Below are 22944 nucleotides of genomic sequence, written 5' to 3'. Positions count from 1 at the left end.
TGAAGTTGGACACGACCTCACACACACGTTAGCCTTAAATTCAGAGCGGTACGACAAACGTTAAGGAGACCGTTTTGCGTTTATTTATGTGGATCGCCGCCACACTGCTATGCGGTTCGCTCGCCACTGCCGAGGAACGGCTGGCGATGGTTATTGGGATCGACAGCTATGAAAATATTAACGACCTGCAAAAGGCAGGCAATGACGCTCGAGCCGTCTCTGCCACGCTGAGCGAACTCGGATTTGTGGTCACCGAACTGATCGACCCCGAGCGGCTGGACCTGCGGCGCGGCCTTGTAGATTTCTCTCGCCAGATCAGTCCTGGAGACGAGGTCGTGTTCTACTTTGCAGGACACGGCATCGAAGTAGAAGGTCGCAATTACCTGCTGCCCACCGACGTACCCCAAGTGCGTCCGGGCGAAGAAGATTTTGTGACCGGCGAAAGCATCGCTGCTGACCAGATCCTTGATGTAATCCAGTCCCGCGGTGCGCGCGTGGCACTGATGATACTCGATGCCTGCCGCGACAACCCATTCCCCACCCAAGGTACCCGGTCCGTGGGCCGCTCGAGCGGGCTATCGCGAATGGAGCCGGCCGAAGGGGCCTTCGTCCTCTTTTCTGCCGGTACAGGCCAGACTGCGCTGGACCGACTGTCGGACAATGACCCAAACCCCAACTCGGTCTTCACTCGCTCCCTGCTGGAGCGGATGACCACACCCGGCCTACCTCTGAACGAGCTAGTGCGCCTTGTGCGGACCGACGTGCGTAAACTGGCTGCCAGTGTGAACCACAACCAGTTCCCAGCTTACTACGACCAGCTACAGGGCACATTTACCTTTGAGCGCGGCGGCCCCGCCCCGCTCCCAGTAACTGTTCCAACGCCCCAACCCTCTGCCCCTCAGATCAGCCCATGCGACGCGGCACGCGCTGACTGGGAAGTGCTACAAACCACGTCTAGCACCTCCGCGCTGGAAGCGTTCATGACCATGCACGCGGGCTGCCCCATCTATGCCGCCGCTGCTCAGGACCGGATCGACACGCTCAGTGCCGCTACCCAACCCGCCGAAAGGGCCGTGGCACCAGTGCCTTCGCCGCCCAGCACCTGCGAACAGCTTTGGTACTCGCGCAACCTCATCTTTCATAACAACGGCTTCTGCTTTCAGTCCACGCGTGCGCGGGCTGCCTTTGACACAAGCCAATGCACCACTCGAAACCCGCGCCTGACAGCAGCCGAACAAGGCGAGGTGCAGCGTCTGCAAGCGCTCGAAAGGGCCAATGGATGCTAATATCGCGGCTAGTCGCTGTCTCTCTTGCGCTTGGACTCTTGCCGAGTTTTGCGCGTGCAGATGGCTGCGTCCCCCGCGATTTTCTGGCGATGCCATTACCGCAGGGTCGGTCCGCAATCGCCACAGCACTTGAGACCGCATATCCCGGCCTGACCGTCGACGAAGCAGCGAAAACGCTGACAACGGGCGGCCAGACGCTGCCACTTGGCGCGGCTCATAACGGTCCGCCGAAGGAACGGCTGGCGAACGCCTCCATCATCGACCAGTTCGCGCAGATTTATCCGTTGACCTTTGACCTCGCGGCGCGTGACACACCCTGGTTCGACCCAGGCCGCGCCCGCAACGACGCCTTCTTCCGCGCACTTTATGGGCAAACAGAAACTCAGGTTGCAGCCCGGCTCTGGCGCGCAGAATACCAGGGGCCGAAGCGCCGCGCCCGTTTTGCCTTGAACAGCCACCACTGCGCTGCACATCAATTACAAGCTGCGTTCGATGCGATGGCTGCCAGTGGTGAGGATTTTGACCCATATTTCACCCAAGTCGGCGGAAGCTTTAACTGGCGTCGTATCGCTGGCACGCCACGGCTAAGCGCGCACAGTTTTGGTATCGCGGTCGACTTCAACACGCAGCTTGGCGGCTATTGGCGCTGGTCAGGCGCTCCTGAAGGCAACGCCGGGGCCTACGAAAATCAATACCCAGTTGCGCTCGTTCAGCAAATGGAACGCTTTGGGTTTATCTGGGGAGGCAAATGGCACCACTTCGATGGAATGCACTTTGAGTACCGACCCGAACTCATCTTATACGCACGCCTCAAAACGGGTTCACAAAACAACTGAGTCGCGCTTATCCTTGTCTGTCAAGACTCCTGGGTGGACACACACAATGAAGAACCTGACATCAGCGGCCTCCATTTGCATCGCGTGTGCCCTCGTCGCACCGCCGGTTTTTGCGGATTGCGGGTTTTGCGCCGAAAAGGTCACTTTGAACGAACTGCTCGCGAAATGCTATCTCAAGCGGCTGAACGACGAACGCTTGGCGGCATCACAGAACAACTCAGAGGTGCACCTTGTTGATTTGTCCGCATGTGGTTTAGATCGCAGTGCGACTGCGCTTCCGGACGTGCAAACCGATGGAGGGGGGCCGGTGCAGCTGGACCAGGCGTTTCTAATACCCGAACCGGCGCTTGATTGTCTTGCGCGCGAGGTCGAAACCGCGCAATTCGAAAAGGACAAAACACTGACATTTGAGGTCCGCGTTGACTGCTCCAACTGACAAACGGTCGATTAGGCGTACGCGTTCCAATGATCTGGACCCGGGCGCAGCCGAACTTTCCGGTGTTCTTGAACCTGTACAGGCGGACGAGGATGTCGAACCAGGAGACGACGGCCCGCTTGGCCGCCGAATTGCCACCGCCGACACGGCCCCCGCGCCTAAAACCGCATGGGAACGAATTGAGAGCACCTTTCGCCTTTTGTCACTGATCGCTATTGCCGCCTCGGCCGGGGTCTCGGCGTTGAACTTCTATCAGGGCTACCTCGACACAAAAAAGGAGCGCTCCATCGAGTTGATGTCGGACTGGCAGAAAACCGGTGCACGCGAAACATACACCCAACTAGGCAACGTTCTGATCCCCGCAATCAAAGCTGCGGGCGAAGTACCCGCGGACTTGCCCGAGCGAGCCCGGCAACTGGCCCGTAAGCAGATCGGGGCGAACCTATTGGAAAATCTCAAAACAGGCGATGCAGATACACTCAAAGAAATCGAAGCGCAGATCGACACTGTAGTTGTGTTTTTCAGCGAGGTTGAATTTTGTCTACGCGCCGACCTTTGCAATACTCCTTTGCTCAAAGACTATTTTGGAACGGAAGTGACCTTATTTTGGGACTATTTTCAGGCTTACGCCTTTGAACAACGCGCCGGTCTATACCCAACCTACGGGGACGCGGTAGAAGCGCTGGCAATCAGCTTTGCAAGCCCATGAACGATGTCACGAAACGGCGCATATACTGAGGACCAACTTTTCCCAATAAAGATAAGGTCGGCCCAAAAGAGACATTCCCCACCCGCACGCGATGCTACGTTCGCAACCAGCGCTGCCCACCCCAGCCAGACACCGCAGCGTGTCAGACATGAGTTTCGCCAGAATATCGCCGGTAGCTGGCCAGACCGATGCTCTCGCCAGCAAGGGCAGTTACAACATCTGCATCAATACACAAACTCACGCGTCGATGAGAAGATCTTGGGAAACCATATTTCCGACTTGGAGTATTTGCTGCGAGAGTGGCGAGAAGACCTCGACTATTCGACGGATTTAAATGCAACAAATCGAACAACGGCCCAACGGCCAATGCACAAAGCATATACGATGTGACTAACCTTCCAGAAGATTGATGCGACCACTGAATCCCAGAGTAAGTTCCTCTACTATCCGATCGTCGGCGTTGGCACTGCTGCGACCTGTGTTGCCGTTTGGCCGCTAATCAGTTGCTAGGCCCGACTGATAGAAATCAAAATAGACCCGGACTCTCTGCATTTGATGAGAATCGCGCGCCGGACAAGAGCGGGGAATGCCCCATCACGAAAATCAGCGTTGTAATTTCCTTTAGAACGGCGCGGCGCATAATGAAGCTGCAGGCGTTGTCTTGTGTGTTCCGCTGCATTAGCGTCCGGAATCATGGTCATCCGACGATACACATTTGCGCTATTGACGAGTCTTCTGGTCATTCTGGCCGGATTTGTTAGCGAGTCTCATGCCTGCGTCGGGCTTCACTGCGGGGACCATATGCAATCGGCAGGACACTCCGCCGCGGTGAAAAGCATCCCTGACATCTCGGCCCAAAGCAGCCATCACGACACGGATAATGCCGGTACCGGAGAGTGTAACCCCTTGCTTTGCCAAGCCGTCGTACTGATCTCGCAGAACAGCCAAGTCGTGTGGAATCAATATCAGCTTGACCGAGAGTTCCAGATTGGATCCCAATCCAAGTTGACTGAACCAGATAGCCCCTACAGACCCCCTGACCTTTGAAGCTGCCAAGATCCGCGCGCGCCTAAGTGACCGGCCCTTGCGGCTGTTTGCGATGTGCCGCAGCACTTCCAGCCTCCACAAAGTCAGGTTCAACCCATGAAGAAAAGTCACTTGTTAATCGGCGCTTGCGTCATCTCGGCTGTTGCCGCTTTCATAGTTTTTCGTTCAGACCCAATCGCAGAATCCAGCCCTCAGGCGACAGTTTCAAGAATCGACCTAGTCGCAATTCAGATGCCACCTATTGAGGGCAATGCAGCAATCGGCCAGCGGGTCTTTGATGCCTCCTGTGCCACTTGCCACGGAGTCAATGCGGTCGGAATTGACGGCGCAGGACCGCCACTGATCCACAAGATATACGAACCTAGTCACCACGCTGATGAAGCGTTTCAGAGGGCGGTTTCACAGGGTGTAAGAAGTCACCATTGGCAGTTTGGAGACATGCCGCCCGTCGACGGCTTGACGCGAGGTGACGTCGCTATGGTGATCGCCTACATTCGTGAAATCCAGCGCGCCAACGGAATAAATTGAGGATAGGCCCATGAAGAAGATTGTAATGCTTATACTCTTGGCTGCGCTCCCCAGTTTTGCGCTGGCGCATTCCAAGGTCACAGAAACAACACCTGCAGACGGAACCACAGTAACGACTGTGCCTGCTGAAGTTGGCCTCAATTTCTCGAAAGACATCCGGCTGACCCGGATAGAGATGGCACACGAAGAACACGGGGCAGTACGACTGGATTTGGGCGACCAGGCAAGATTTGCTCAGAAGTTCAAAATTCCATTGCCAGGCAATGGCGCGGGCACCTATGTCATCGAGTGGCGCGGTTTAGGTGAGGACGGTCATGCGATGCAGGGCGCGTTTACCTTTACTGTGGAATGAGCATGCCAGACATCTGGGGAATTGCTGCAATCCTCGCAAAGCTAGCACTCTATATCGGCTTTGCGGGGGCCACTGGCCTTGTGGTCGTTAAGTGTCTCTATTCCAGCTTGGTCACACCGATAAGCCTGGCGATGAAACGCCAATCCATGGCCTTGGCATGGCTTGCTCTCATTGCGACGGCACTGGGGTTCATGCTTCGTGGAGCCCTCTTGACGGGCGGAGCGGATGGGCTGGTCGACCCCGAGATGCTTGGATTACTCTGGCAGACATCCGTAGGCGATGTATTTGTTTATCGAGTGATAGGCGCAGCAATGATCCTTGTCGGATTGTCTGTTCCGCGCTTTGGTTTAGGGATCGCACTTGTGGGTGGCACGATGGCTCTGTGGTCCTTTGCACAGATCGGGCACCTATCGGATCTAGAGAATTTTGGTACCCAACTCTTGTTACTAGCACACCTGCTCTGTGTAGCTTTCTGGGTAGGCATCTTCAGCCCGCTGCGGAGTATGGCTCTTCAACCTGAGCAAATTGCAGCTGCTGCTGCACTTGGGCATAGGTTTGGCCAAGCTGCGGCACTGATGGTACCCGCATTGATCGTCGCAGGTTTCTGGATGGCTTGGTTGCTTGTTGGTGATATCCGAGCGCTCATTTCCACTGGTTATGGGCAGGCCCTGTTGCTCAAAGTACTATTTGTAGGGCTGCTATTGATCCTAGCCGCCGCGAACAAGCTTCGATTTGTTCCGGCAATGCTGGACGGAGATACCAAGGCGGCGCAGCACCTCGCCCGATCCATCGAAGTTGAGGCGCTGATCGTTCTGGCGGTGCTGACAACTACGGCGACACTAACAACTGTTCTGACGCTTCCGAATTGAGGTGGGTGGAGATGACCAGGCACTTATTTATTTTGGTCCTATGCAGCATTTATTCCAGCGTTGCCGCGGATCATACGTTTACAGACAGAGACGTGGCGAATGGACAGAGGCTCTACGTAGATCAATGCGCCGCGTGCCACGGCGTTAACCTGGAAGGCCAACCCAACTGGCAAACACCGGGTGAAGACGGTGTGATGCCTGCTCCACCACATGACGTGACCGGGCACACATGGCACCATGATAGCCTGCTTTTGTTTGACTACACCAAATTCGGCGGTGCAAAGACACTGGCCGCACGCGGCGTCAAGAATTTCAACAGTGGCATGCCGGGTTTCGAAGGCACTTTGACTGATGACGGCATATGGGATGTTCTGGCCTATATCCGTTCCACATGGCCGAAAGATATTCAGCAGGTACAAGCCAGTCGCAACCTCGCACACGACTAGAGGCAGGCCAACACGAATGTCACAGACATCATCTGTGCGGGATACCTGAACATTAGCAAATCGCAATGTTCAGGAGGAACTATTTTCCCGAGCTCGAAATCCCAAAAGCCTTTCGATATTTGGGAATGAAAATATCTTTCCCCTTTATCTTGCGTGTGATCCAGTCACCCACTGTCACAAAAAGCCAACTGCTGCCGATGACTGGGCCAAGGGGCACCAGAATGGGTGCTTTTTTCCAGGGCGCGTAGGGTTTCTGACTTTCAACGGGTGCGCCCTCGATTACTTTCTTAAGCGTTTTGATCAGCCAGGGATTCTGCCGTGCCGTTGCTACGATTGTCATTCCGTCGCCAATGTCGGCAATGTCACCGCCGACGAAGACATTCGGATAGCTTGACGGTCGCAACCATTTGTCGGTTTTGACCCTACCCAATGCATCAGCCGACACGCCCGGAAGGCTTTGAACCAAAGACGATTGGGGTTTCGATCCAACCACCGGAAATATAAGATCTGCCGCGATCACTCTACCGTCGGTCAAGCTCACGGATCCTTCGTAGGGCCGATCCAAATGGCGTAAATCCTGCGCCCTCTGGCCGAGAATGACAGTGACGCCCAGCCGTTCCAACTTACCTTTGAGCTGCGCGCCTAGCTTGGCCGGGTACTTGGGAAACAAGGTATCATCCGACGAAACCAGGGTGATGGATTTACCCGGATGTGCCGAGGCTGTTTCGCCCGCAAGCTCTGTACCGACAGCGCCTGCCCCTACGATCACAACTGAATTCGCCTTGGCCAGTTGCGCGCTGACGTCTTTGCTCGCTTGCTGAAAATCCGCAATGCTGTCACCCGACGGCTTGAACGGCGCTGCATAGGATGATCCGGTGGCGATCAGGATATAGTCCGCCGGAAAGACAGCTCCAGATTCTAAAGTGACCTCGGTTTCAGAAACCGAAACGGCGCGCCCGCGCACGACCTTACCCGATTGCAGCAGATTGTCGTATGGCAGGATGATCTGGTCCAGCAAGGCGGGTTCAACCAGCGCGCGGATCGCTGCAGGCGGATGCACGAACGCTTCGCGTTGCTCAATCAGGGTGACGTCCGCGCAAGCGTCCAGTTCCCGGGCAACTTCAAACCCGACATAGCCCCCGCCAATGATCACAATTTTCTTCTTCGCCATAGGGTCCCCCCGTTGCGGCATAACGTTCTGACCACTATCTAAAATTGCACGTTCACACGAACAAGTACGGTCATCTAGGATACTGCCTTGAAACATGATGAGTTAGAGGATCATTGTCAGATCGAAGCATTGATCTCGGCGATCTCAGGTCGATGGAAGCTGTTGATCATCTACTGGCTTTCGCAGGGGGACTGCCGGTTCAACCAGCTTCAGCGAAACCTCGGGCGCATCACACATCGAACGTTAACGCGCCAGCTGACCGAGTTGCAGACGACGGGCTTTGTCTCTCGCAAAGACTTCAAGACCATACCGCCGCATGTCGAATACAGCCTCACACCTCTGGGTCAAAGCCTGCTTCCACTGCTGTATGAGATGCATCAATGGGCGGCGCAGAATGCGGACAAGTTACCGGAACCGAAAGATCTTTCGAAACAACTAGGGCGATGACCTAGCCCATTGAACAGGGCCAGGCATCTGAAGGGGCAAGACCAAGATCTATGTCAAAGCCCGACCAATATCTCTGGCAACCATGTCGCCACTTCGGGGATCAGGATGATAACCACAAGAACCAGCATTTGCGCCCCTACAAAGGGCAACACGCCGCGATACATCTGCCCATAGCTCATGTCACGCGGAGCGATTGAGCGAAGATAGAAAATCGACGGTGCCATTGGCGGTGTCAGATACGAAGTCTGAATCACCACTAGAACCATCATGGCAAACCAGATCGGATCAATTCCGGCGGATTTCACGATCGGGGCAAAGATCGGAATGAAAATCAGAACGATCGACACCCAGTCCAGTACAAAGCCCGCGAAAAAAACCACCAACAAAAAGAATGCGATGATACCGGCATTGCCATACCCGATCCCGGCAACGGTATCGCGCACCAGCTGTCCACCTCCGGTGACCGCAAAGATGCTGGTGAACATCGTTCCTCCGGCCACGATCAACATGATCATAGCGGTGATGCGCAGGGTCACATTCAGTGCCTCGGACATCAGTTTCAGGTTTAGTTCCCGAAACATCAAAGCCAGCAGGATCGTACCGGCGGCCCCGACTGCGGCAGCTTCGGTGGCCGAGGCAACACCGGCCAGAAGCGAGCCCAGCACCAGGACAATCAATGCCAGCGGGGGCAACAATGCCGTCAACGTCACCTTCATCTTACGGCCGGTTGACATCGCGCGCTCTGCCTGTGGCAACGGAGGAGCGTCAGCAGGTCGGACCATGCTGCGCACCAAAATATAAAGCACGAAGAATACCACCATCAGCAAGCCGGGCAGGATAGATGCGGCAAACAGCTTGCCAATCGACAGCTGCGCAATCGACGCATAGACGACCACAATGACCGAGGGTGGAATTATTGTCCCCAGTGAGCCCCCTGCACAGATTGTTCCCGCGATGAGGTCATTACGATAACCCGCTTTGGTCATGGCTGGGATGGCCATCAACCCCACAACTATCTCGACCGCGCCTACAACGCCGGATGCGGCGGCGAAAACTGCGCACATTGCAATCGTCGACAGCGCCAATCCACCGGGCAAGCCGCCCAGCCACAACTGCAGTGCAAAGAACAGACGTTTCGCGATCCCCGAACGCTCAAGTATCGCCCCCATGAAAATGAACAGAGGGATTGCTGCCAGTACGAAATTCGAAGCCGTATGAAGCAGCGGACCATAAAGCTGCAAAAAGATCAGCTCACCGAACACCATGTAGCCAAAGGCGACGGAGATGATGATGAGCGAAAAGGCCACCGGCACTCCGGCAAAGACCAACACAAAAAGGGCTGCAAACATCAGTAATGGTGTCATTGGTTTTCTTCCATGCCGTCCAGTTCGCCCGGTGCCTCACCAGGGTTCTTGCGCCCCGAAAGCAACTTGATCGCCTCAGCCAGGAATTGCAGCGCCAAGGCCGCCAGACCAACGGCGATGACCGTGTAAAACGGCCAAACAACCGGCGCCCAGGGGCTGACGCTTTCGACCTCTCCGGTGATCAGTGCTTTCCAGGCTTTTTTGCTTGCAACCCAGGCAAAGATGGTCGTGATCGGTGTCATGACCAACAGAAAGACAGCACCGTTCAACAGCTGCTGCGCCCGCATCGGCATACGCTGAGACAGAAAGTCGATCCTGACATGCACGTCACAGCGCAGGGCATAAGCCGCCCCAAGCAGAAAAACCGAACCGTTCAGCATGTACGAGATATCAAACGCCCAAAGCGTCGGCGCACCAAACGCATAGCGAGCAACAACCTCGTACAGCATTGCCACGATCAGGGCAAAAATTACGCATCGACCCAGCAGGGCCAGCGCCCCGGCAATCGCGTCGATGACTCTGAGAATAGTGGTCATGTATGTCCCCGGAAACGGATGACCGGCACGAATATCCGGTCATCCAACCAATGTCAGGGCAGAGCCTATTCGGCGCTGTCGCGAACCAAATAACCCGAATTCTCGGCCCAGTTCGCTTGATAGGTGAGGTAGCTGTCCAGAACCTCTTGCATCCGGGCGCTTCCGTCTTCGGCTTTTTTGGCAGCCTGGCTACGGGCCCAATCGCGCCCGGCGGCGCGGATCTTTTCGGATTCCGCTGGTACCATGTTGATGATTTCAACTTTGGTATCGCGGAAGGCAGCCATGGCTTGAATGTCCGTGTGACCGAAATGTGTGAAGCTTTCGTATGTTGTCAGCTTGGCCGCTGCGGTAACCTGAAGCTTGATATCCTCGGGCAGAGCATCCCAAGTTTCCTGTTTGACGAAGACTTCCCACAGAAAGGACGGCTGATGCACGCCGGGCATGATCATATAGGGCGCAACCTCGTGGAAACCTTCAGAGATATTGCCTCCTGGTGTCGACCATTCGACCGCGTCCACACCCTTACGCTGCAGCAAAGTGTAGATTTCATTTCCCGGGACAACCGTCGGAACGCCGCCAAAGCTTTCCTGTAGAACAGCGGCCCATGCGCCCGAGGTCCGGTATTTGACGCCCTTCAGATCGCTGGTTGTTTCGATCTTGACGTTCGAATGCGCCATCACTTCGGACGTACCGACCCCAACGACCAGCGTGTGCAGACCCATTTCTTCGCGGCGGAAATCCTGCAGCATCTGCTCACCGCCGCCTTCATAGATCCAGTGCAGGGTCGCCTCGCCGGACATGCCACCGGGGAAGCTGGCGAAAACGGCATTGGTCGGGTCCTGGTTTACCAGATAAGACGGCGTGGAATGTCCGGCTTCGACGATGCCGTCCTGAACTACTTCATACGCCTTGAAGGCCGGGGCCAGAACGCCCGCGCCAAAAGGTTGGACATGCATGCGCCCCGCGGTCAGTGTGTCCACATTAGCCGCAAATCGTTCCATGAAGTTCTGGTAAAAGAATGAACCTTCACCAATCGCTGCGGTCATCTTCCATTCAATTTCTGCGGCGCTTGCGGGCATTGCAAGCGTGGCTGTTACCGCCAGGGCGGCAAAGTTCGAGAAGAGTTTCATCTTGTCCTCCTGTTATGGGCCAAAGCCCGATTTTGCACGTCGAATGACGCGGAATTTCCGGTGATCTGCTTCTATGGCAGAGTGTTGCGGATGATACGGAACAGCCGATCTTGGTGTCCCTGCCCGGCCCCGTTCACCGGGGCCAAAGCCTTTGATATGGCCGAGGAAATTTCTAGCCTCTGCCCTGTGGTTCACCGCTTATTGCGTCGAGCCTTCCAGATCTTCGGGGCTGAGTGCGGCGGGCATGTTCTGATATGCTACGGGTCGCAGCCAACGGCGGATGGCCATTGTGCCGACGCTTGTTGCGCCGAAATTCGTGCTGGCAGGATAAGGCCCCCCATGGACCATGGACCCCACCACCTCGACCCCGGTTGGGAAGCCGTTGAACAGCAACCGCCCGGCCTTGCGCTCCAGAATCGGGAAGAGTTGCTGCGCCAGCGCAGTGTCGCTGTCATCCATCTGGATCGTGGCGGTAAGTTGCCCGTCCAGCTGGGCTGACAAGGCAACCATCTCTTTTTCCGAGCCGACGCGCACAATCAGCGATGCGGGCCCAAACACTTCTTCGCTGAGGCTGGGATCAGCCAGAAACGCTTCGGCATCGGTTTCGAATAGCGCCGGTTCAGCTGAACGGCCTGCCGTGGAACCTTGATGGATCGTGCGCACGGCAGGATGTTCGGCCAAATGCGATTGGCCGGATCGAAATGCCTCGGCAATCCCATCGGTCAGCATGGTCTGTGACGGCACTGTACTCAGGGCACTCGCAGCAGCATCGATAAATTGGTCAGCATCATCGCCTGTGATCATCACGGCAACGCCCGGATTGGTGCAAAACTGCCCTGCCCCCATGGTCATCGACCCCGCCCAGGCTTTGCCGATCTCTTCACCTCTGGCGACCATAGCGTTTGGAAGAACAAACATCGGATTGACCGAGCCCAATTCACCAAAGAACGGGATCGGGTCTGGGCGGCTTGCGCAGAGGTCAAACAGCGCCCTGCCTCCGGCCAGCCCACCGGTAAAGCCCACGGCACGGATTGCCGGATGCTTTACCAATGCTTCTCCGATGCTGCGGTCCCCACCTTGCACCAATGAGAATACGCCGTCGGGCATACCGGTCGCCCTGGCCGCCGCGTGGATGGCATCAGCGACGATTTCGCCGGTGCCCGGATGGGCGGGGTGGCCTTTGACCACGACCGGGCAACCTGCGGCCAGTGCCGATGCGGTGTCACCTCCGGCAACCGAAAATGCCAAGGGGAAGTTCGAGGCGCCAAAAACAGCCACCGGGCCAACCGGGCGCTGCATCATCTTGATGTCAGGACGTGGGGCGGGTTGGCGATCCGGCATCGCCAGATCATGGCGGCGCTCTAGATACGCACAATCCTGGACGAATTCGGCAAACATGCGCAACTGACCAACCGTGCGTCCCCGCTCGCCTTGAAGACGCATCTCGGGCAGACCGGTTTCTGCACTGCCAATGCTGGTGATGGCCTCGGCACGGGCCTCGATCTCATCCGCGATAGCATTCAGGAATCTGGCTCGATCCCCTCGGCTGCGATTGGCGTAATCTCCAAAGGCAGCCTCGGCCAGGGTACAGGCCTGATCAACCAACTCAGGCGTTCCCGCAGCAAAGTTGCTCCCCTCACCCGAGACGGGGCTGGAGGCAAAGCTTTCATCAGCTCCAACCCACTGACCGCCAATCAAGTGCTGACCGCGAAAAACATATCCATTATTCAACGACATACCCAATCCTCACGCTGCATTTTGCGCCGAAGAACCGGCCTGACTGCTCCAGTTCTCGTACCAGGTACGGAACAGTCTGAACTGTTGTTCAACATAGCCGCGCTGGCTGTCAGTAAGGGCATCTGTTTCGTTGAAATGATGCGTGTATTCGGGATGACCCGTCATAACCATTAAGTGTTTGTAGTAGAGCACAAGATCGGTGCCTTCGTCGAAGGACGACAAAACGACCAAAGCCGCCTCAAGCTCCAACGCCCGGGCACGCGCGTTGGCATTGCCCTTGGCCGCCGCCTGACACAAATCCACCAGATGCAGAATCTCATGGGGCAGCACATTCCCGATCCCAGTGATGGCGCCGGTTGCGCCACAATTCACGATCCCGTGGAACACCGCGGTATCCACGCCGACCATCAGGGAAACACTGTCATCACCGCTGGTGATGTTTTCGGACGCATAGCGCAGATCTTCGGCGCCGCCGAATTCCTTGTAACCGATCAGGTTCGGGTGGTCCTTGCGCAGATCAAAGAACAGATCCGCACGGGTGGTAAATCCGTAATAAGGGCTGTTGTAGATCACTGCGGGAAGATCCGGTGCCGCGGCCAGAATGCCTTTGAAGTGGTGCCGCTGCGCAGTCATGGACGCGCCGCGTGACAGTACACGTGGAATGACCATCAATCCGCTGGCGCCCACTTTCTGCGCGTGTGCGGCATGCTGGATTGCCAAGGCCGAATTGATCGCGCCTGTTCCCACGATCACCGGGATACCAGCCCCGACCAACGCCTCGACGCCCTGCATACGCTGCGCATCGGTCAAAAGGGGCCAATCACCCATCGAGCCACAATAGACAACCGCGGACATGCCCGTCTCGATCAGCTCATGACCTTTACGCACAAGCGCCTCAAAGTCAGGACTGCGATCCGCGCGACAGGGCGTCATCAGGGCCGGGATGCATCCGGAAAAGACATTCGGGTTCACGATTTGGGTCTCCGTATTTTATTGCCGGGCCGGTGGAATGCCCCACCGGGTTAGGGATTCGTGTAATCTTACCGTCAGTCTACTTTAAATATTTTATTTGTCGACAAATTTTCGACAAGAAGGAATAAGGCCCTAAAATACGTGAAAAACAACTGGTTTTTGGCTGGGATTAACACTCGACTTAGCACCGGTACGTGTGGCAAAATTGATGTGCGAACGCAGATGGACCGCGATCCAGCGGCTAGGGAATGCTCTGACATGGAAAAACGAAAGCCGGTCGAAGCCGGCCGCAAACGTGGATCAGGCGTTCAGTTCGTCTATGAAACCCTGCGGGACGAAATCATCGACCTCGCCCTTGCGCCCGGCAGCGCCATAGACGAGGCCAAGCTGAGCGAGCGGTTCTCGATGTCGCGCACCCCGATCCGTGAAGCCCTTGTCAGGCTGACGTCGGAAGGGTTGGTGGCGACACTGCCGAACCGCGCGAGCATCGTGGCGCCCATAGACTTTTTGAATCTTCACACATTCTTTGATGCGATGACCCTGATGTATCGCGTTACAACCCGGCTGGCCGCCGAATACCGAACGGACCAGGATCTGTGCGACATTCGCATGCGGCAGCAGGAATTTTCGGATGCAGCTGCCAAAAATGACGTTCTGACCATGATCGCAAAAAATGCAGAGCTTCATAATGCAATCGCCAAAGCAGGGCGCAACCCATATTACGAAAGCCTGACGCGCAGATTGCTGAACGAAGGGCAACGGATCATGCGGCCCTATTATTCGTCCTTTGGGGATCGGTTACCGGATCGGTATTCCCTGGAACATGACGACATAATCGCAGCTATAGCGGCCCAGGACATCACCGAGGCCGACCGATTGGCGAGCGCCCATGCGGAACAAATCGTCCAGAACATCCGCGACATGATCTCGGCGGATCGGCGTCACTCAATCAGACTCTGATTCTGTTTCGCTAGATACTAAGCCGTTGGAAAAATTGAGAGGTTTGAAGGTTTACACCCGGATTTTCCCAAAAAAATTTACCTCTGCTAAAAAAAATTTTGATATTTCCTCTGCGATCCGGTTGAATGCGCGGCAACCCACGATTCCGGGAGACAGGGAATGAACGCAGCAAACGCGCGCGACAAATCAAAGCCGAAGGGCACGCCGACCGAGTTGGGGCAGGCAATTCGCAGGCGGCGCAAGGCGATGGGCCTGACTTTGGACAAGGTCGCACAGACCTCTGATCTGACAACGGGCTTTCTGTCTCAGGTCGAGCGCGGCCTGAGCTCACCCTCGCTGACCTCGCTGATGGCGATTGCCGCTGCACTTCAAACCAGCATCGAAAAGCTGCTCAGCGTACCCGAGGTGTTCAGCGAATATGTGGCAAAGGACAACCGCCAGACATATTCCCTGGGTATGCGGGGCAGGTTTTATGAGAAGCTGGGCCCTGGTTTTACCGGTGCATTGTTCAACCCACAGATCGTTCATCGCCCCCCGGGGCACGTTTCCGAAAAGATGCGGCATGAGGGCGAGGCGTTTTGCTATCTGATCTCGGGACGGCTTGAATATCACCTTGGTGACAAGGTTTTCATTATGTCGCCAGGTGACGTCGTTCACCACGACACATCTACCCGTCATTTCTCAGTCGTATTGGGGGACGTAGAAGCCGTAGAGCTTTGGGTAACAACCTCTCCGATCAATGATTCCGGCTTTGTGGCAAGTTAAATTGACCAACCGAACAGAGGTCAGCCTAAATACATTTGGCCATTTTTCACCCACCACTAAAAAAAGCTTTAGTATTGTTAAGAATCGGATATGGTCGCCCCGAGCATGAATTCATTCTGCGGGAGGACTGATTATGAAACTGAAGACGGTTTTGGGACTAACCGTTGCCGCCACCCTGGCCATGCCTGCTTTGGCACAGGAAAGAGGCGGCACACTCAACTTTGCACGCTATGACGGGTCGCGCCTGATTGATCCGATCTATGCGGATCGCAACCCTGATATCTGGATGGTCGGCAGCCTGTTCGACACCCTGCTGCGGAGCAGTGCCGACGGCAATTCCGTCGAACCCGGCCTTGCTGAGACCTATACAGTCTCTGACGATGGTAAAACGGTTTCGCTGACCCTGCGCGAGGGGATCAAATTCGCAAACGGTACGCCCATGTCAGGTGACGATGTAGTCTTTTCCCTCGACCGAGCGCGCAATCCCGACCTGAGCCCCTGGGCTGGCTTGCTGGGTTCGATCGACGCGGTTACCGCAGATGGAAACGCGATCACGGTTGCCCTTGGCAGCCCGGATCCAACCATCCTGTCCATGCTGGCCACATTCAACACGGCAATCGTGTCCAAAGCGGCCTTTGAGGCCGCAGAAGGTGCAACAGATCAGGAAAAATCCGCTGCGATATTTGCCGCCACAGCCGCCGGAGTAGGCTCTGGCCCCTTCTATCTGTGTGGCTTTGAACAAGGTGCATCGATGGATTTCTGCGCCAATGAAAACTATTGGCGCATGGGCGCAGACGGCAAAGCTCTGCCCTATCTGGATGCCGTACATTTTGAGATCATCCCGGATGACGCAACCCGCATCCTGAGTTTGCAGGCCGGAGAAGTTGATGCCGCAGAATTCATCCCGTTCAGCCGTGTGGCCGAGCTGGAGCAGGATTCTAACATCAACATGAACCTCTATCCGTCCACGCGGATCATCTATTCGCCAATCAATACGCGCGATAACCGAGCCGATGGTTCTGCCAACCCACTGGCCGACGCCCGCGTCCGGCAGGCGCTGAACTATGGCACCAACAAAGAAGCGTTGATCGGGCTGGTACTGCATGGCGCGGGTCAACCGATGAGCTCGCCGTTGATGGCCAAGGCTACCCAATATGCCGCCGACATGACCCCGCTCTATGGCTATGACGTGGACAAGGCCAAGGCATTGTTGGCCGAGGCCGGGTTTGCCGATGGAACCGAAATCACCTTTACCACGCTGGCAGGTTCTGCGGACGATGCGACCATCTTTGCGGCGCTTCAGCAGATGTGGGCTCCTCTGGGCGTCGATCTTGTGGTCGAGCAAGTGGACGGCGCAACACGCGGCGCAAAGAACCGATCAGGTGAGTTTGACATTCACACCTATGGCTGGGTCAACGATGTAAATGATCCCAGCCAAGTGGTGGGCTGGCTGGGCCACACGCCCACAGCCAAGGCGGTAGGAACCGGCTGGGAAAACGCCGAGTTCAACACCCTGTTCGACGAAGCCGCCGGTGAAATGGACGCCGAGGCGCGCAAAGCGAAATTCGCCCGAATGCAAGAGCTCTATGCCGAGGCAGCCCCCCTGCTGTTCATGTATGAGACGCCCTTTGCCGTTGCTGTTGGCTCGGCTGTCGAAGGCTATGTCCAGACCCCTCTGGGCAACAATATCTTCGATCAAGCAACCGTCAGCCGCTAAGGTAAGACCCCTGGTCCCGCCGCTTTCAGGCGGCGGGACAAATTTGCGGAGCTCGCTTTGTCCAGCCTGTCCTATATCTTCAAACGACTCCTGATGATGATCCCGACCTTTTTCCTGGTCATGATCATTATTTTTCTTCTTGTTCGATTGCTACCGGGGGACCCTGCCATTGCGATGGCCGGTGATCGTGCCTCGGACGCCGACATCCAGGCCATCCGTGAACGGCTTGGGTTGACCGAACCTATGCTGGTGCAATTCTGGCTGTTCCTTACCAATACCGTGCAGGGCGATCTGGGTCGGTCTATCCTGATGCGCTCGGATGTGATCAATGTGATTTCTGACCGTCTTCCTATCACTGTCTTCCTGACCGTGTATTCGGTGGTTTTGTCGCTGCTGATTGCCGGTCCGCTGGCCTTTGTTGCTGCGCTCAACCGGGGCCGCTGGCCTGATGCGGTGATCCGCACCGTCTTTCAGATCGGGCTGTCGATGCCGGTGTTCTATATTGGCCTCGTTCTGTTGACCTTTCTGGCAGCACAGCTGCGCCTGTTTCCGGTCGGAGGATATGGCGACACCTTTACCGAGCGGCTCTATCACCTGTTCCTGCCTTCAGTGACCGTAGCGCTTTACACCTCGGCCATCATCATGCGGAACCTGCGCAGCGCGATTATCGAGGTTCTGGACGCCGAATATGTCCAGTTCGCGCGTGCCAAAGGCCTGCCGCCTCGTTTGGTTCTGGGTCGCCACGTCCTGCGCAATGCGCTGATTTCAACGGTAACCCTGCTGGGCCTGTCCATCGGCAATCTGATGAGCGGGACATTGGTCACCGAAACCGTATTCGCCGTGCCCGGAATGGGGCGCCTGATGCTCGAGGCTATCTTTGCCCGCGACTACCCCCTGATTCAGGGGCTGACCCTGACATTTGCTGTTCTGGTTTCCGTGGTTTTCCTGATGACCGACCTGTTTCAGAGTCGCCTTGACCCAAGGATGCGCCTGCAATGAGTGACGCGACCTTCAACAGCACCTCGCAGCGCCCCACCTTCATGCAGCGGGCCTTGCGCAAGCCTGGGTTCGTGGCCGGGTGCATCATCATCGGGTTTTCGGTGCTGCTTGCCCTGTTTCCCGGCGTATTCGCGCCCTATGACCCAAGTGCAATCGACTATCAGGCCCTGCGCCAACCACCATCCTGGGCACATCCGTTCGGCACTGATCTGTTAGGGCGCGACAGCCTATCCCGCGTCATCTGGGCCTATCAGGTCAACATGCAGATGGCAATTTTCGGGACTGTATTCGCATTGGTCACCGGTATAACGGTTGGCGCGCTGGTCGGGTACTATCGCGGCATCGCGGACATGATCTTTGGCCGCATCGTTGACGCCGTAATCACCTTTCCTTTCCTGGTTCTTGTCATTGCCGTGGTTGCGGTTCTAGGGCCGGGCCTGATCAACATGTATATCGCGATTTCAGTTGTTTACTGGGTCTATTATGCGCGCCTGATGCGGGCCGAGGTAATCGCTCAAATGGGGAATGACTATGCCTCGGCCGGGGTGGTGATGGGATATTCCGACAGCCGCATCATCTTCCGCCACTTGCTGCCAAACGCGATAACACCGGTTATTGTCTATTGGATGACTGACATGGCGCTGGTGATCTTGCTGGGGTCATCCCTTGGCTATCTGGGGTTGGGGGCGCAACCACCGCAAGCCGAATGGGGTGTGCTGATCGCCGAAGGGCGCAACTTTATCTCGACCGCCTGGTGGCTGAGCCTGATGCCCGGCATCGCCATCGTTCTGACCGGCCTTGGCTTTTCGCTTTTGGGCGATGGGCTTGCCGATCTGCTGAGACCGCGGGGATAGCGATGCAGGACCAAACGAAACTTCTAGAAGTAACCGGGCTAAGCACAACCTTTCACAAGAACGGTCGAGCGTTGCCTGCGCTTCGCGATGTCAGTTTCGGCGTGAACCGGGGTGAGGTTTTGGGGCTGGTCGGCGAAAGCGGTTCGGGCAAGAGCGTCACGTTGCGCTCGATCATAGGGCTGGCGCGCCGCTATGGCGACGTGACCGGCCAGGTGCGCTGGAATGGGCGTGATCTGATATCCATGTCAGACAGGGCTCTTCGTCGGTTTCAGGGTCGCGAAATCGCGATGATTTTTCAGGAACCGATGACCTCGCTGAACCCGCTGCTGACAGTCGGACTGCAACTGGAAGAGACCCTGCGTGCCCATACCGACCTGCCCCGCGCCGCGCGCTTGGATCGGGCAATCGAAATGCTGGACCTCGTCGGCATTCCCTCGGCAGCGCAACGCTTGAAGGATTATCCTCACCAATTTTCCGGCGGAATGCGCCAGCGGGTCATGATCGCAATAGCGCTTGCCGCAGAACCCAAACTGTTGCTGGCGGATGAACCCACCACAGCACTGGACGTGACCATTCAGGCGCAGATCCTCGATCTGATCCTGCGACTGGCGCAGGATATGGATATGGGGGTTGTGCTGGTCACCCATGATCTTGGCGTGGTTGCCCAGACTTGCGACAACGTGGCCGTTATGTATGCGGGGCGGATCGTCGAACAAGGGCCGGTCCGCGATGTGCTGCGGGCACCGCATCACCCCTACACTGTGGGTCTGATGCGGTCTGTGCCCGAAAACATCGCTCCTCGCACGCCGCTATATTCTGTTCCCGGAGTGCCGCCGGCACTGGATGCCCTGCCTGCCGGATGCGCGTTTGCACTGCGCTGTGCCGCCTGCATAGACGCCTGCACGCAAGAGCGCCCATCGATGACCCTGATCACCGAACATAGACAGGTCGCCTGTTTCAACCCGATAACCAAAACCCAAGGGAACGCCGCATGACCGCCCTGATGCAAATCCGTGACCTGCATCTGCGGTTCCCAATGGGCCGCAGCATCGGCGATGTCATTTCGCGGCGTCCTGGTCGCGAAGTACGGGCGCTGAATGGTGTCAGCCTAGATCTGACCCGCGGCGAAACTCTGGGCGTCGTCGGAGAGTCCGGGTGTGGAAAGTCCACACTAGCCCGGTGTATCGTGCGCCTTCATAAGCCCAGCGACGGTTCAATCCACTTTGAAGGTCAGGACATATTCGACGGCGAAATCAAAGCTGACCGCACCTATAACCGCCGGGTTCAGATGATGTTTCAGGACCCCTATTCATCGCTCAATCCCCGGATGACAACAGGGCAAATTCTGACCGAAGCCCTGAGCGTTCACAACATGCGCCCAGAAGCAGAAATTCCCGACCGTGTGGCCGAGTTGCTTGATCTGGTCCGCCTTCCGAAGGACGCGCAAGACAAGCTGCCGCACGAATTCTCCGGAGGTCAGCGTCAGCGGATCGCCATTGCGCGCGCATTGGCGGTCGAACCCGAAGTTCTGATTGCGGACGAACTGGTCTCGGCACTAGATGTTTCGGTTCAGGCGCAGGTGGTAAACCTGTTGCTGGACCTGCAGCGGGAACTTGATCTGACAATCCTGTTTGTGGCCCATGACCTGCGGCTTGTCCGTCATGTTTCAAACCGGGTCGCGGTAATCTACCTTGGGCGGATCGTTGAAATCGGCGACAGCGAAACCTTGTTTTCCGCCCCCTCCCACCCTTACAGCCAAGCTCTGCTTTCAGCCGCCCCTTCGCTGGACCCCGACAACCGCGGTGCCGTCAAGCGGCTTGAGGGAGAGCTGCCTTCACCACTGAACATGCCCTCAGGGTGTCCGTTCCATGTCCGGTGCCCTCACGCCAGCAACATATGCGAAACCAAAGTGCCTGCCCTGATGCCTTCTGAAAATCGTGGCGAGGTCGCCTGTCACCATGTTGAAGAGATAAATGCCGATGCTTGATGCCCCCGGAACCGACCGATCCGCGATTGTTTCGGCCTTGCGCGCAGAGCTTAAAGCACAAGGTCTGGATGCCTTTATCGTACCCCGCTACGACGCACATCAGGGCGAATATGTTGCCCCTCATGATGAACGCCTCGCCTTTGTAACTGGCTTCAGCGGCTCGGCAGGCATGGCCATCGTCACACCCGAAACTGTCGCTTTATTTGTCGATGGCCGCTATGTGGTGCAGGCTGCAAACCAGTGTGCCGAGGCTGTTTTCTCGCACCATCATCTGTTTAACGAGCCGCCCGAATACTGGCTGGCCGCCGTTGCACAGAAAGGATGGAAAATCGGCTTTGACTCGATGCACCTACCGCCGGTCTGGTTTGACCGATTTGAGCACGGGCTGGAAGGCAGCGGTGCCGCGATGGTAGCGACGGCTTCAAATCCGGTCGATGCAATCTGGACCGACCAACCCGCTGCCCCCCAAGGACAGATCGAGCCATTTCCACTTCAGTTTTCGGGCCGGGCGGCGGGTGATAAGATCTCGGATCTGGCCACAGAGCTAACACGCCGAGAGGCCGACTTGCTGGTGGAAACTCAGCCCGACAACATCGCCTGGCTGCTTAATGTGCGTGGCTCAGACGTGGCTTTCAACCCTGTTCCCAACTCTTTCCTTCTGTTGCAAAGCTCGGGCCAAGTGCACTGGTTCGTGTCTGACCAAAAACTGGATGCCGATGTCACTGACCACATGCCGGAAAATGTTTCGGTTCAGGCGCCGGATGGTTTTCTGTCTACACTCAGTGATCTCACAGCGCCCGGCCAGGCTGTGATTTTCGACCCCGATTTTTCGCCGACGGCGGTCAAACAAGTGCTGGAGCGTACCGGAGCGAAGGGCGTGCCGGTCAACGGATTGTTAAGCAAAACCAAAGCCCGCAAGAATACAACGGAACTGGAAGGGTTGCGCGCTTGCCATATCCGGGACGGGATCGCCTGGACCGAATTCTGCGCCTGGCTGGCGGCTCAGGTACAGAAACAGGCTGAACCGGTGACCGAGCGTGAAGCAGAACAGCGGGTATTGGCCTTCCGCCGCGCTCAGGATGGGTTCATCCACGAAAGCTTCAACACAATCTCGGCCGCCGATGGCAATGCCGCGATGTGCCATTACGCGACCGAGGCCAACAATACCGTTCCGATCCAACCGCGGGGCACATACCTGCTGGATTCCGGGGGGCAGTACGACACCGGCACAACGGATGCCACGCGCAGCTTTTCGTTCGGGCCTCAGCGGCCTGATGGATATGACCGGGCCTATACCGCAGTGTTCAAGGCCTTTCACGCTCTGGCCACGCTGCGCTTTCCTGCAGGCACACAGGGCCATCACATTGATGCAATCTGTCGCCGCCCGCTGTGGGATCTGGGATTGGATTATGACCACGGTACGGGTCATGGAATTGGCCACCGGTTGTCTGTCCATGAACATCCGCAGCGCATTGGCAAACCTTACAACCCGGTCGACCTGATGCCTGGCATGGTTATGTCGATCGAGCCGGGATATTACGAGGCCGGCAGGTTCGGCATTCGCATCGAAAACCTGTTCGAGATTGTCGAGGCAGATGACGGATTTCTGGAGTTCTCGAACATGACCTGGATCCCGATCCAGACGGATATGTTGATGCCAGATATGCTGAACCAGTCAGAAATTGACTGGATCAATGACTATCATGCCAAGGTTCTCAGACAGGTCGGGCCGCATCTTTCGCCTCTGGCCCTTAGATGGGCCCAGACGGCCTGTGCAACGCTGACCAAATAAACCA

Annotated in this window: 24 protein-coding genes; 18 read left to right on the top strand and 6 right to left on the bottom strand. The window is 56.6% G+C overall.

Annotated elements, in window-relative coordinates; all coding sequences use genetic code 11:
- The first annotated feature begins 74 nt into the window (after nucleotides 1-74).
- The 9 genes from AC2FJ5_RS07930 to AC2FJ5_RS07890 all read left to right on the top strand — a co-directional run bounded on the left by AC2FJ5_RS07930 (nucleotide 75) and on the right by AC2FJ5_RS07890 (nucleotide 6509).
- A complete protein-coding gene (locus AC2FJ5_RS07930; protein WP_496701222.1) occupies nucleotides 75-1286 on the top strand; it encodes a caspase family protein in 1212 nt (403 codons plus the stop codon).
- Complete coding sequence (locus tag AC2FJ5_RS07925) at nucleotides 1280-2122, top strand: M15 family metallopeptidase (RefSeq protein WP_496708872.1); 843 nt, start codon at nucleotides 1280-1282, stop codon at nucleotides 2120-2122. The genes AC2FJ5_RS07930 and AC2FJ5_RS07925 overlap by 7 nt, the downstream gene beginning before the upstream one ends.
- 46 nt (nucleotides 2123-2168) lie before the next feature.
- Nucleotides 2169-2558 (top strand): hypothetical protein, encoded by a 390-nt coding sequence (locus tag AC2FJ5_RS07920; protein ID WP_496693006.1) that lies wholly within the window; start codon nucleotides 2169-2171, stop codon nucleotides 2556-2558.
- Complete coding sequence (locus tag AC2FJ5_RS07915) at nucleotides 2542-3267, top strand: hypothetical protein (RefSeq protein ID WP_496701225.1); 726 nt, start codon at nucleotides 2542-2544, stop codon at nucleotides 3265-3267. The genes AC2FJ5_RS07920 and AC2FJ5_RS07915 overlap by 17 nt, the downstream gene beginning before the upstream one ends.
- Before the next feature lie 405 nt (nucleotides 3268-3672).
- Nucleotides 3673-3777 (top strand): ubiquinol-cytochrome c reductase iron-sulfur subunit N-terminal domain-containing protein, encoded by a 105-nt coding sequence (locus tag AC2FJ5_RS07910; protein WP_496793131.1) that lies wholly within the window; start codon nucleotides 3673-3675, stop codon nucleotides 3775-3777.
- A gap of 633 nt (nucleotides 3778-4410) precedes the next feature.
- The gene (locus AC2FJ5_RS07905) at nucleotides 4411-4842 is read left to right on the top strand and encodes a c-type cytochrome (protein WP_496793023.1); all 432 of its coding nucleotides are present in this window, start codon (nucleotides 4411-4413) and stop codon (nucleotides 4840-4842) included.
- A gap of 10 nt (nucleotides 4843-4852) precedes the next feature.
- Nucleotides 4853-5194, top strand: a complete 342-nt coding sequence (locus tag AC2FJ5_RS07900) for a copper resistance CopC family protein (RefSeq protein ID WP_281973150.1) — start codon at nucleotides 4853-4855, stop codon at nucleotides 5192-5194.
- A complete protein-coding gene (locus tag AC2FJ5_RS07895; RefSeq protein WP_496693002.1) occupies nucleotides 5191-6063 on the top strand; it encodes a CopD family protein in 873 nt (290 codons plus the stop codon). Before AC2FJ5_RS07900 ends, AC2FJ5_RS07895 begins: the two co-directional genes overlap by 4 nt.
- Before the next feature lie 11 nt (nucleotides 6064-6074).
- Nucleotides 6075-6509, top strand: a complete 435-nt coding sequence (locus tag AC2FJ5_RS07890) for a c-type cytochrome (RefSeq protein WP_496693001.1) — start codon at nucleotides 6075-6077, stop codon at nucleotides 6507-6509.
- 79 nt (nucleotides 6510-6588) lie between these two features.
- Here AC2FJ5_RS07890 and AC2FJ5_RS07885 read toward each other — a convergent pair whose 3' ends face one another.
- Entirely contained in the window at nucleotides 6589-7680 is a 1092-nt protein-coding gene (locus AC2FJ5_RS07885) for an NAD(P)/FAD-dependent oxidoreductase (RefSeq protein WP_496677999.1), read from the bottom strand.
- An 87-nt stretch (nucleotides 7681-7767) separates the two neighbouring features.
- Here AC2FJ5_RS07885 and AC2FJ5_RS07880 point away from each other — a divergent pair, with 87 nt between their 5' ends.
- Nucleotides 7768-8127 carry a winged helix-turn-helix transcriptional regulator gene (locus tag AC2FJ5_RS07880; protein WP_142637835.1) on the top strand — a complete coding sequence of 120 codons (360 nt, stop codon included), beginning with the start codon at nucleotides 7768-7770 and terminating at the stop codon, nucleotides 8125-8127.
- 53 nt (nucleotides 8128-8180) lie between these two features.
- Here the strand turns inward: AC2FJ5_RS07880 and AC2FJ5_RS07875 are convergent, their stop codons facing one another.
- The 5 genes from AC2FJ5_RS07875 to AC2FJ5_RS07855 all read right to left on the bottom strand — a co-directional run bounded on the left by AC2FJ5_RS07875 (nucleotide 8181) and on the right by AC2FJ5_RS07855 (nucleotide 13866).
- Complete coding sequence (locus AC2FJ5_RS07875; RefSeq protein ID WP_271950034.1) at nucleotides 8181-9491, bottom strand: TRAP transporter large permease; 1311 nt, start codon at nucleotides 9489-9491, stop codon at nucleotides 8181-8183.
- Complete coding sequence (locus AC2FJ5_RS07870; RefSeq protein WP_142637832.1) at nucleotides 9488-10027, bottom strand: TRAP transporter small permease subunit; 540 nt, start codon at nucleotides 10025-10027, stop codon at nucleotides 9488-9490. Before AC2FJ5_RS07870 ends, AC2FJ5_RS07875 begins: the two co-directional genes overlap by 4 nt.
- 65 nt (nucleotides 10028-10092) lie before the next feature.
- Nucleotides 10093-11157 (bottom strand): TRAP transporter substrate-binding protein DctP, encoded by a 1065-nt coding sequence (dctP, locus tag AC2FJ5_RS07865; protein ID WP_496793021.1) that lies wholly within the window; start codon nucleotides 11155-11157, stop codon nucleotides 10093-10095.
- Between the two features lie 198 nt (nucleotides 11158-11355).
- Entirely contained in the window at nucleotides 11356-12894 is a 1539-nt protein-coding gene (locus AC2FJ5_RS07860; RefSeq protein ID WP_496793019.1) for an aldehyde dehydrogenase (NADP(+)), read from the bottom strand.
- A 9-nt stretch (nucleotides 12895-12903) separates the two neighbouring features.
- Nucleotides 12904-13866, bottom strand: a complete 963-nt coding sequence (locus AC2FJ5_RS07855; RefSeq protein ID WP_496793017.1) for a dihydrodipicolinate synthase family protein — start codon at nucleotides 13864-13866, stop codon at nucleotides 12904-12906.
- 258 nt (nucleotides 13867-14124) lie between these two features.
- On the opposite strand from AC2FJ5_RS07855, the gene AC2FJ5_RS07850 reads away from it, so the two are divergent.
- From AC2FJ5_RS07850 to AC2FJ5_RS07815, 8 genes are all read left to right on the top strand, one after another.
- Nucleotides 14125-14826: a GntR family transcriptional regulator gene (locus AC2FJ5_RS07850; RefSeq protein ID WP_496793015.1), complete on the top strand. Its 702-nt coding sequence runs from the start codon at nucleotides 14125-14127 to the stop codon at nucleotides 14824-14826.
- Between the two features lie 159 nt (nucleotides 14827-14985).
- Nucleotides 14986-15591, top strand: a complete 606-nt coding sequence (locus AC2FJ5_RS07845; RefSeq protein ID WP_281973159.1) for a helix-turn-helix domain-containing protein — start codon at nucleotides 14986-14988, stop codon at nucleotides 15589-15591.
- Between the two features lie 133 nt (nucleotides 15592-15724).
- Complete coding sequence (locus AC2FJ5_RS07840) at nucleotides 15725-17308, top strand: ABC transporter substrate-binding protein (RefSeq protein ID WP_271950020.1); 1584 nt, start codon at nucleotides 15725-15727, stop codon at nucleotides 17306-17308.
- Nucleotides 17309-17365: 57 nt separating this feature from the next.
- The gene (locus AC2FJ5_RS07835; RefSeq protein WP_142637818.1) at nucleotides 17366-18307 is read left to right on the top strand and encodes an ABC transporter permease; all 942 of its coding nucleotides are present in this window, start codon (nucleotides 17366-17368) and stop codon (nucleotides 18305-18307) included.
- Nucleotides 18304-19161: an ABC transporter permease gene (locus tag AC2FJ5_RS07830; RefSeq protein ID WP_496701234.1), complete on the top strand. Its 858-nt coding sequence runs from the start codon at nucleotides 18304-18306 to the stop codon at nucleotides 19159-19161. The genes AC2FJ5_RS07835 and AC2FJ5_RS07830 overlap by 4 nt, the downstream gene beginning before the upstream one ends.
- Nucleotides 19162-19163: 2 nt before the next feature.
- A complete protein-coding gene (locus AC2FJ5_RS07825) occupies nucleotides 19164-20156 on the top strand; it encodes an ABC transporter ATP-binding protein (protein WP_496793013.1) in 993 nt (330 codons plus the stop codon).
- Nucleotides 20153-21148, top strand: coding sequence for an ABC transporter ATP-binding protein (locus AC2FJ5_RS07820; RefSeq protein WP_496793011.1), 996 nt, complete (start codon nucleotides 20153-20155; stop codon nucleotides 21146-21148). Before AC2FJ5_RS07825 ends, AC2FJ5_RS07820 begins: the two co-directional genes overlap by 4 nt.
- Nucleotides 21141-22940, top strand: coding sequence for an aminopeptidase P family protein (locus tag AC2FJ5_RS07815; protein ID WP_496793009.1), 1800 nt, complete (start codon nucleotides 21141-21143; stop codon nucleotides 22938-22940). The genes AC2FJ5_RS07820 and AC2FJ5_RS07815 overlap by 8 nt, the downstream gene beginning before the upstream one ends.
- Nucleotides 22941-22944 lie beyond the last annotated feature (4 nt).

The organism is Ruegeria sp. CDSA221 (assembly GCF_059611825.1).
This window is presented reverse-complemented; position numbering and strand designations above follow the sequence as displayed.

Excerpts from the sequence above, each read along its gene's own strand:
- AC2FJ5_RS07925 (WP_496708872.1), top strand. The coding sequence starts at position 1,280 with ATGCTAATATCGCGGCTAGTCGCTGTCTCTCTTGCGCTTGGACTCTTG.
- AC2FJ5_RS07920 (WP_496693006.1), top strand. The coding sequence starts at position 2,169 with ATGAAGAACCTGACATCAGCGGCCTCCATTTGCATCGCGTGTGCCCTC.
- AC2FJ5_RS07905 (WP_496793023.1), top strand. The coding sequence starts at position 4,411 with ATGAAGAAAAGTCACTTGTTAATCGGCGCTTGCGTCATCTCGGCTGTT.
- AC2FJ5_RS07900 (WP_281973150.1), top strand. The coding sequence starts at position 4,853 with ATGAAGAAGATTGTAATGCTTATACTCTTGGCTGCGCTCCCCAGTTTT.
- AC2FJ5_RS07895 (WP_496693002.1), top strand. The coding sequence starts at position 5,191 with ATGAGCATGCCAGACATCTGGGGAATTGCTGCAATCCTCGCAAAGCTA.
- AC2FJ5_RS07890 (WP_496693001.1), top strand. The coding sequence starts at position 6,075 with ATGACCAGGCACTTATTTATTTTGGTCCTATGCAGCATTTATTCCAGC.
- AC2FJ5_RS07885 (WP_496677999.1), bottom strand. The coding sequence starts at position 7,680 with ATGGCGAAGAAGAAAATTGTGATCATTGGCGGGGGCTATGTCGGGTTT.
- AC2FJ5_RS07875 (WP_271950034.1), bottom strand. The coding sequence starts at position 9,491 with ATGACACCATTACTGATGTTTGCAGCCCTTTTTGTGTTGGTCTTTGCC.
- AC2FJ5_RS07870 (WP_142637832.1), bottom strand. The coding sequence starts at position 10,027 with ATGACCACTATTCTCAGAGTCATCGACGCGATTGCCGGGGCGCTGGCC.
- dctP (WP_496793021.1), bottom strand. The coding sequence starts at position 11,157 with ATGAAACTCTTCTCGAACTTTGCCGCCCTGGCGGTAACAGCCACGCTT.
- AC2FJ5_RS07860 (WP_496793019.1), bottom strand. The coding sequence starts at position 12,894 with ATGTCGTTGAATAATGGATATGTTTTTCGCGGTCAGCACTTGATTGGC.
- AC2FJ5_RS07850 (WP_496793015.1), top strand. The coding sequence starts at position 14,125 with ATGGAAAAACGAAAGCCGGTCGAAGCCGGCCGCAAACGTGGATCAGGC.
- AC2FJ5_RS07845 (WP_281973159.1), top strand. The coding sequence starts at position 14,986 with ATGAACGCAGCAAACGCGCGCGACAAATCAAAGCCGAAGGGCACGCCG.
- AC2FJ5_RS07840 (WP_271950020.1), top strand. The coding sequence starts at position 15,725 with ATGAAACTGAAGACGGTTTTGGGACTAACCGTTGCCGCCACCCTGGCC.
- AC2FJ5_RS07830 (WP_496701234.1), top strand. The coding sequence starts at position 18,304 with ATGAGTGACGCGACCTTCAACAGCACCTCGCAGCGCCCCACCTTCATG.
- AC2FJ5_RS07825 (WP_496793013.1), top strand. The coding sequence starts at position 19,164 with ATGCAGGACCAAACGAAACTTCTAGAAGTAACCGGGCTAAGCACAACC.
- AC2FJ5_RS07820 (WP_496793011.1), top strand. The coding sequence starts at position 20,153 with ATGACCGCCCTGATGCAAATCCGTGACCTGCATCTGCGGTTCCCAATG.
- AC2FJ5_RS07815 (WP_496793009.1), top strand. The coding sequence starts at position 21,141 with ATGCTTGATGCCCCCGGAACCGACCGATCCGCGATTGTTTCGGCCTTG.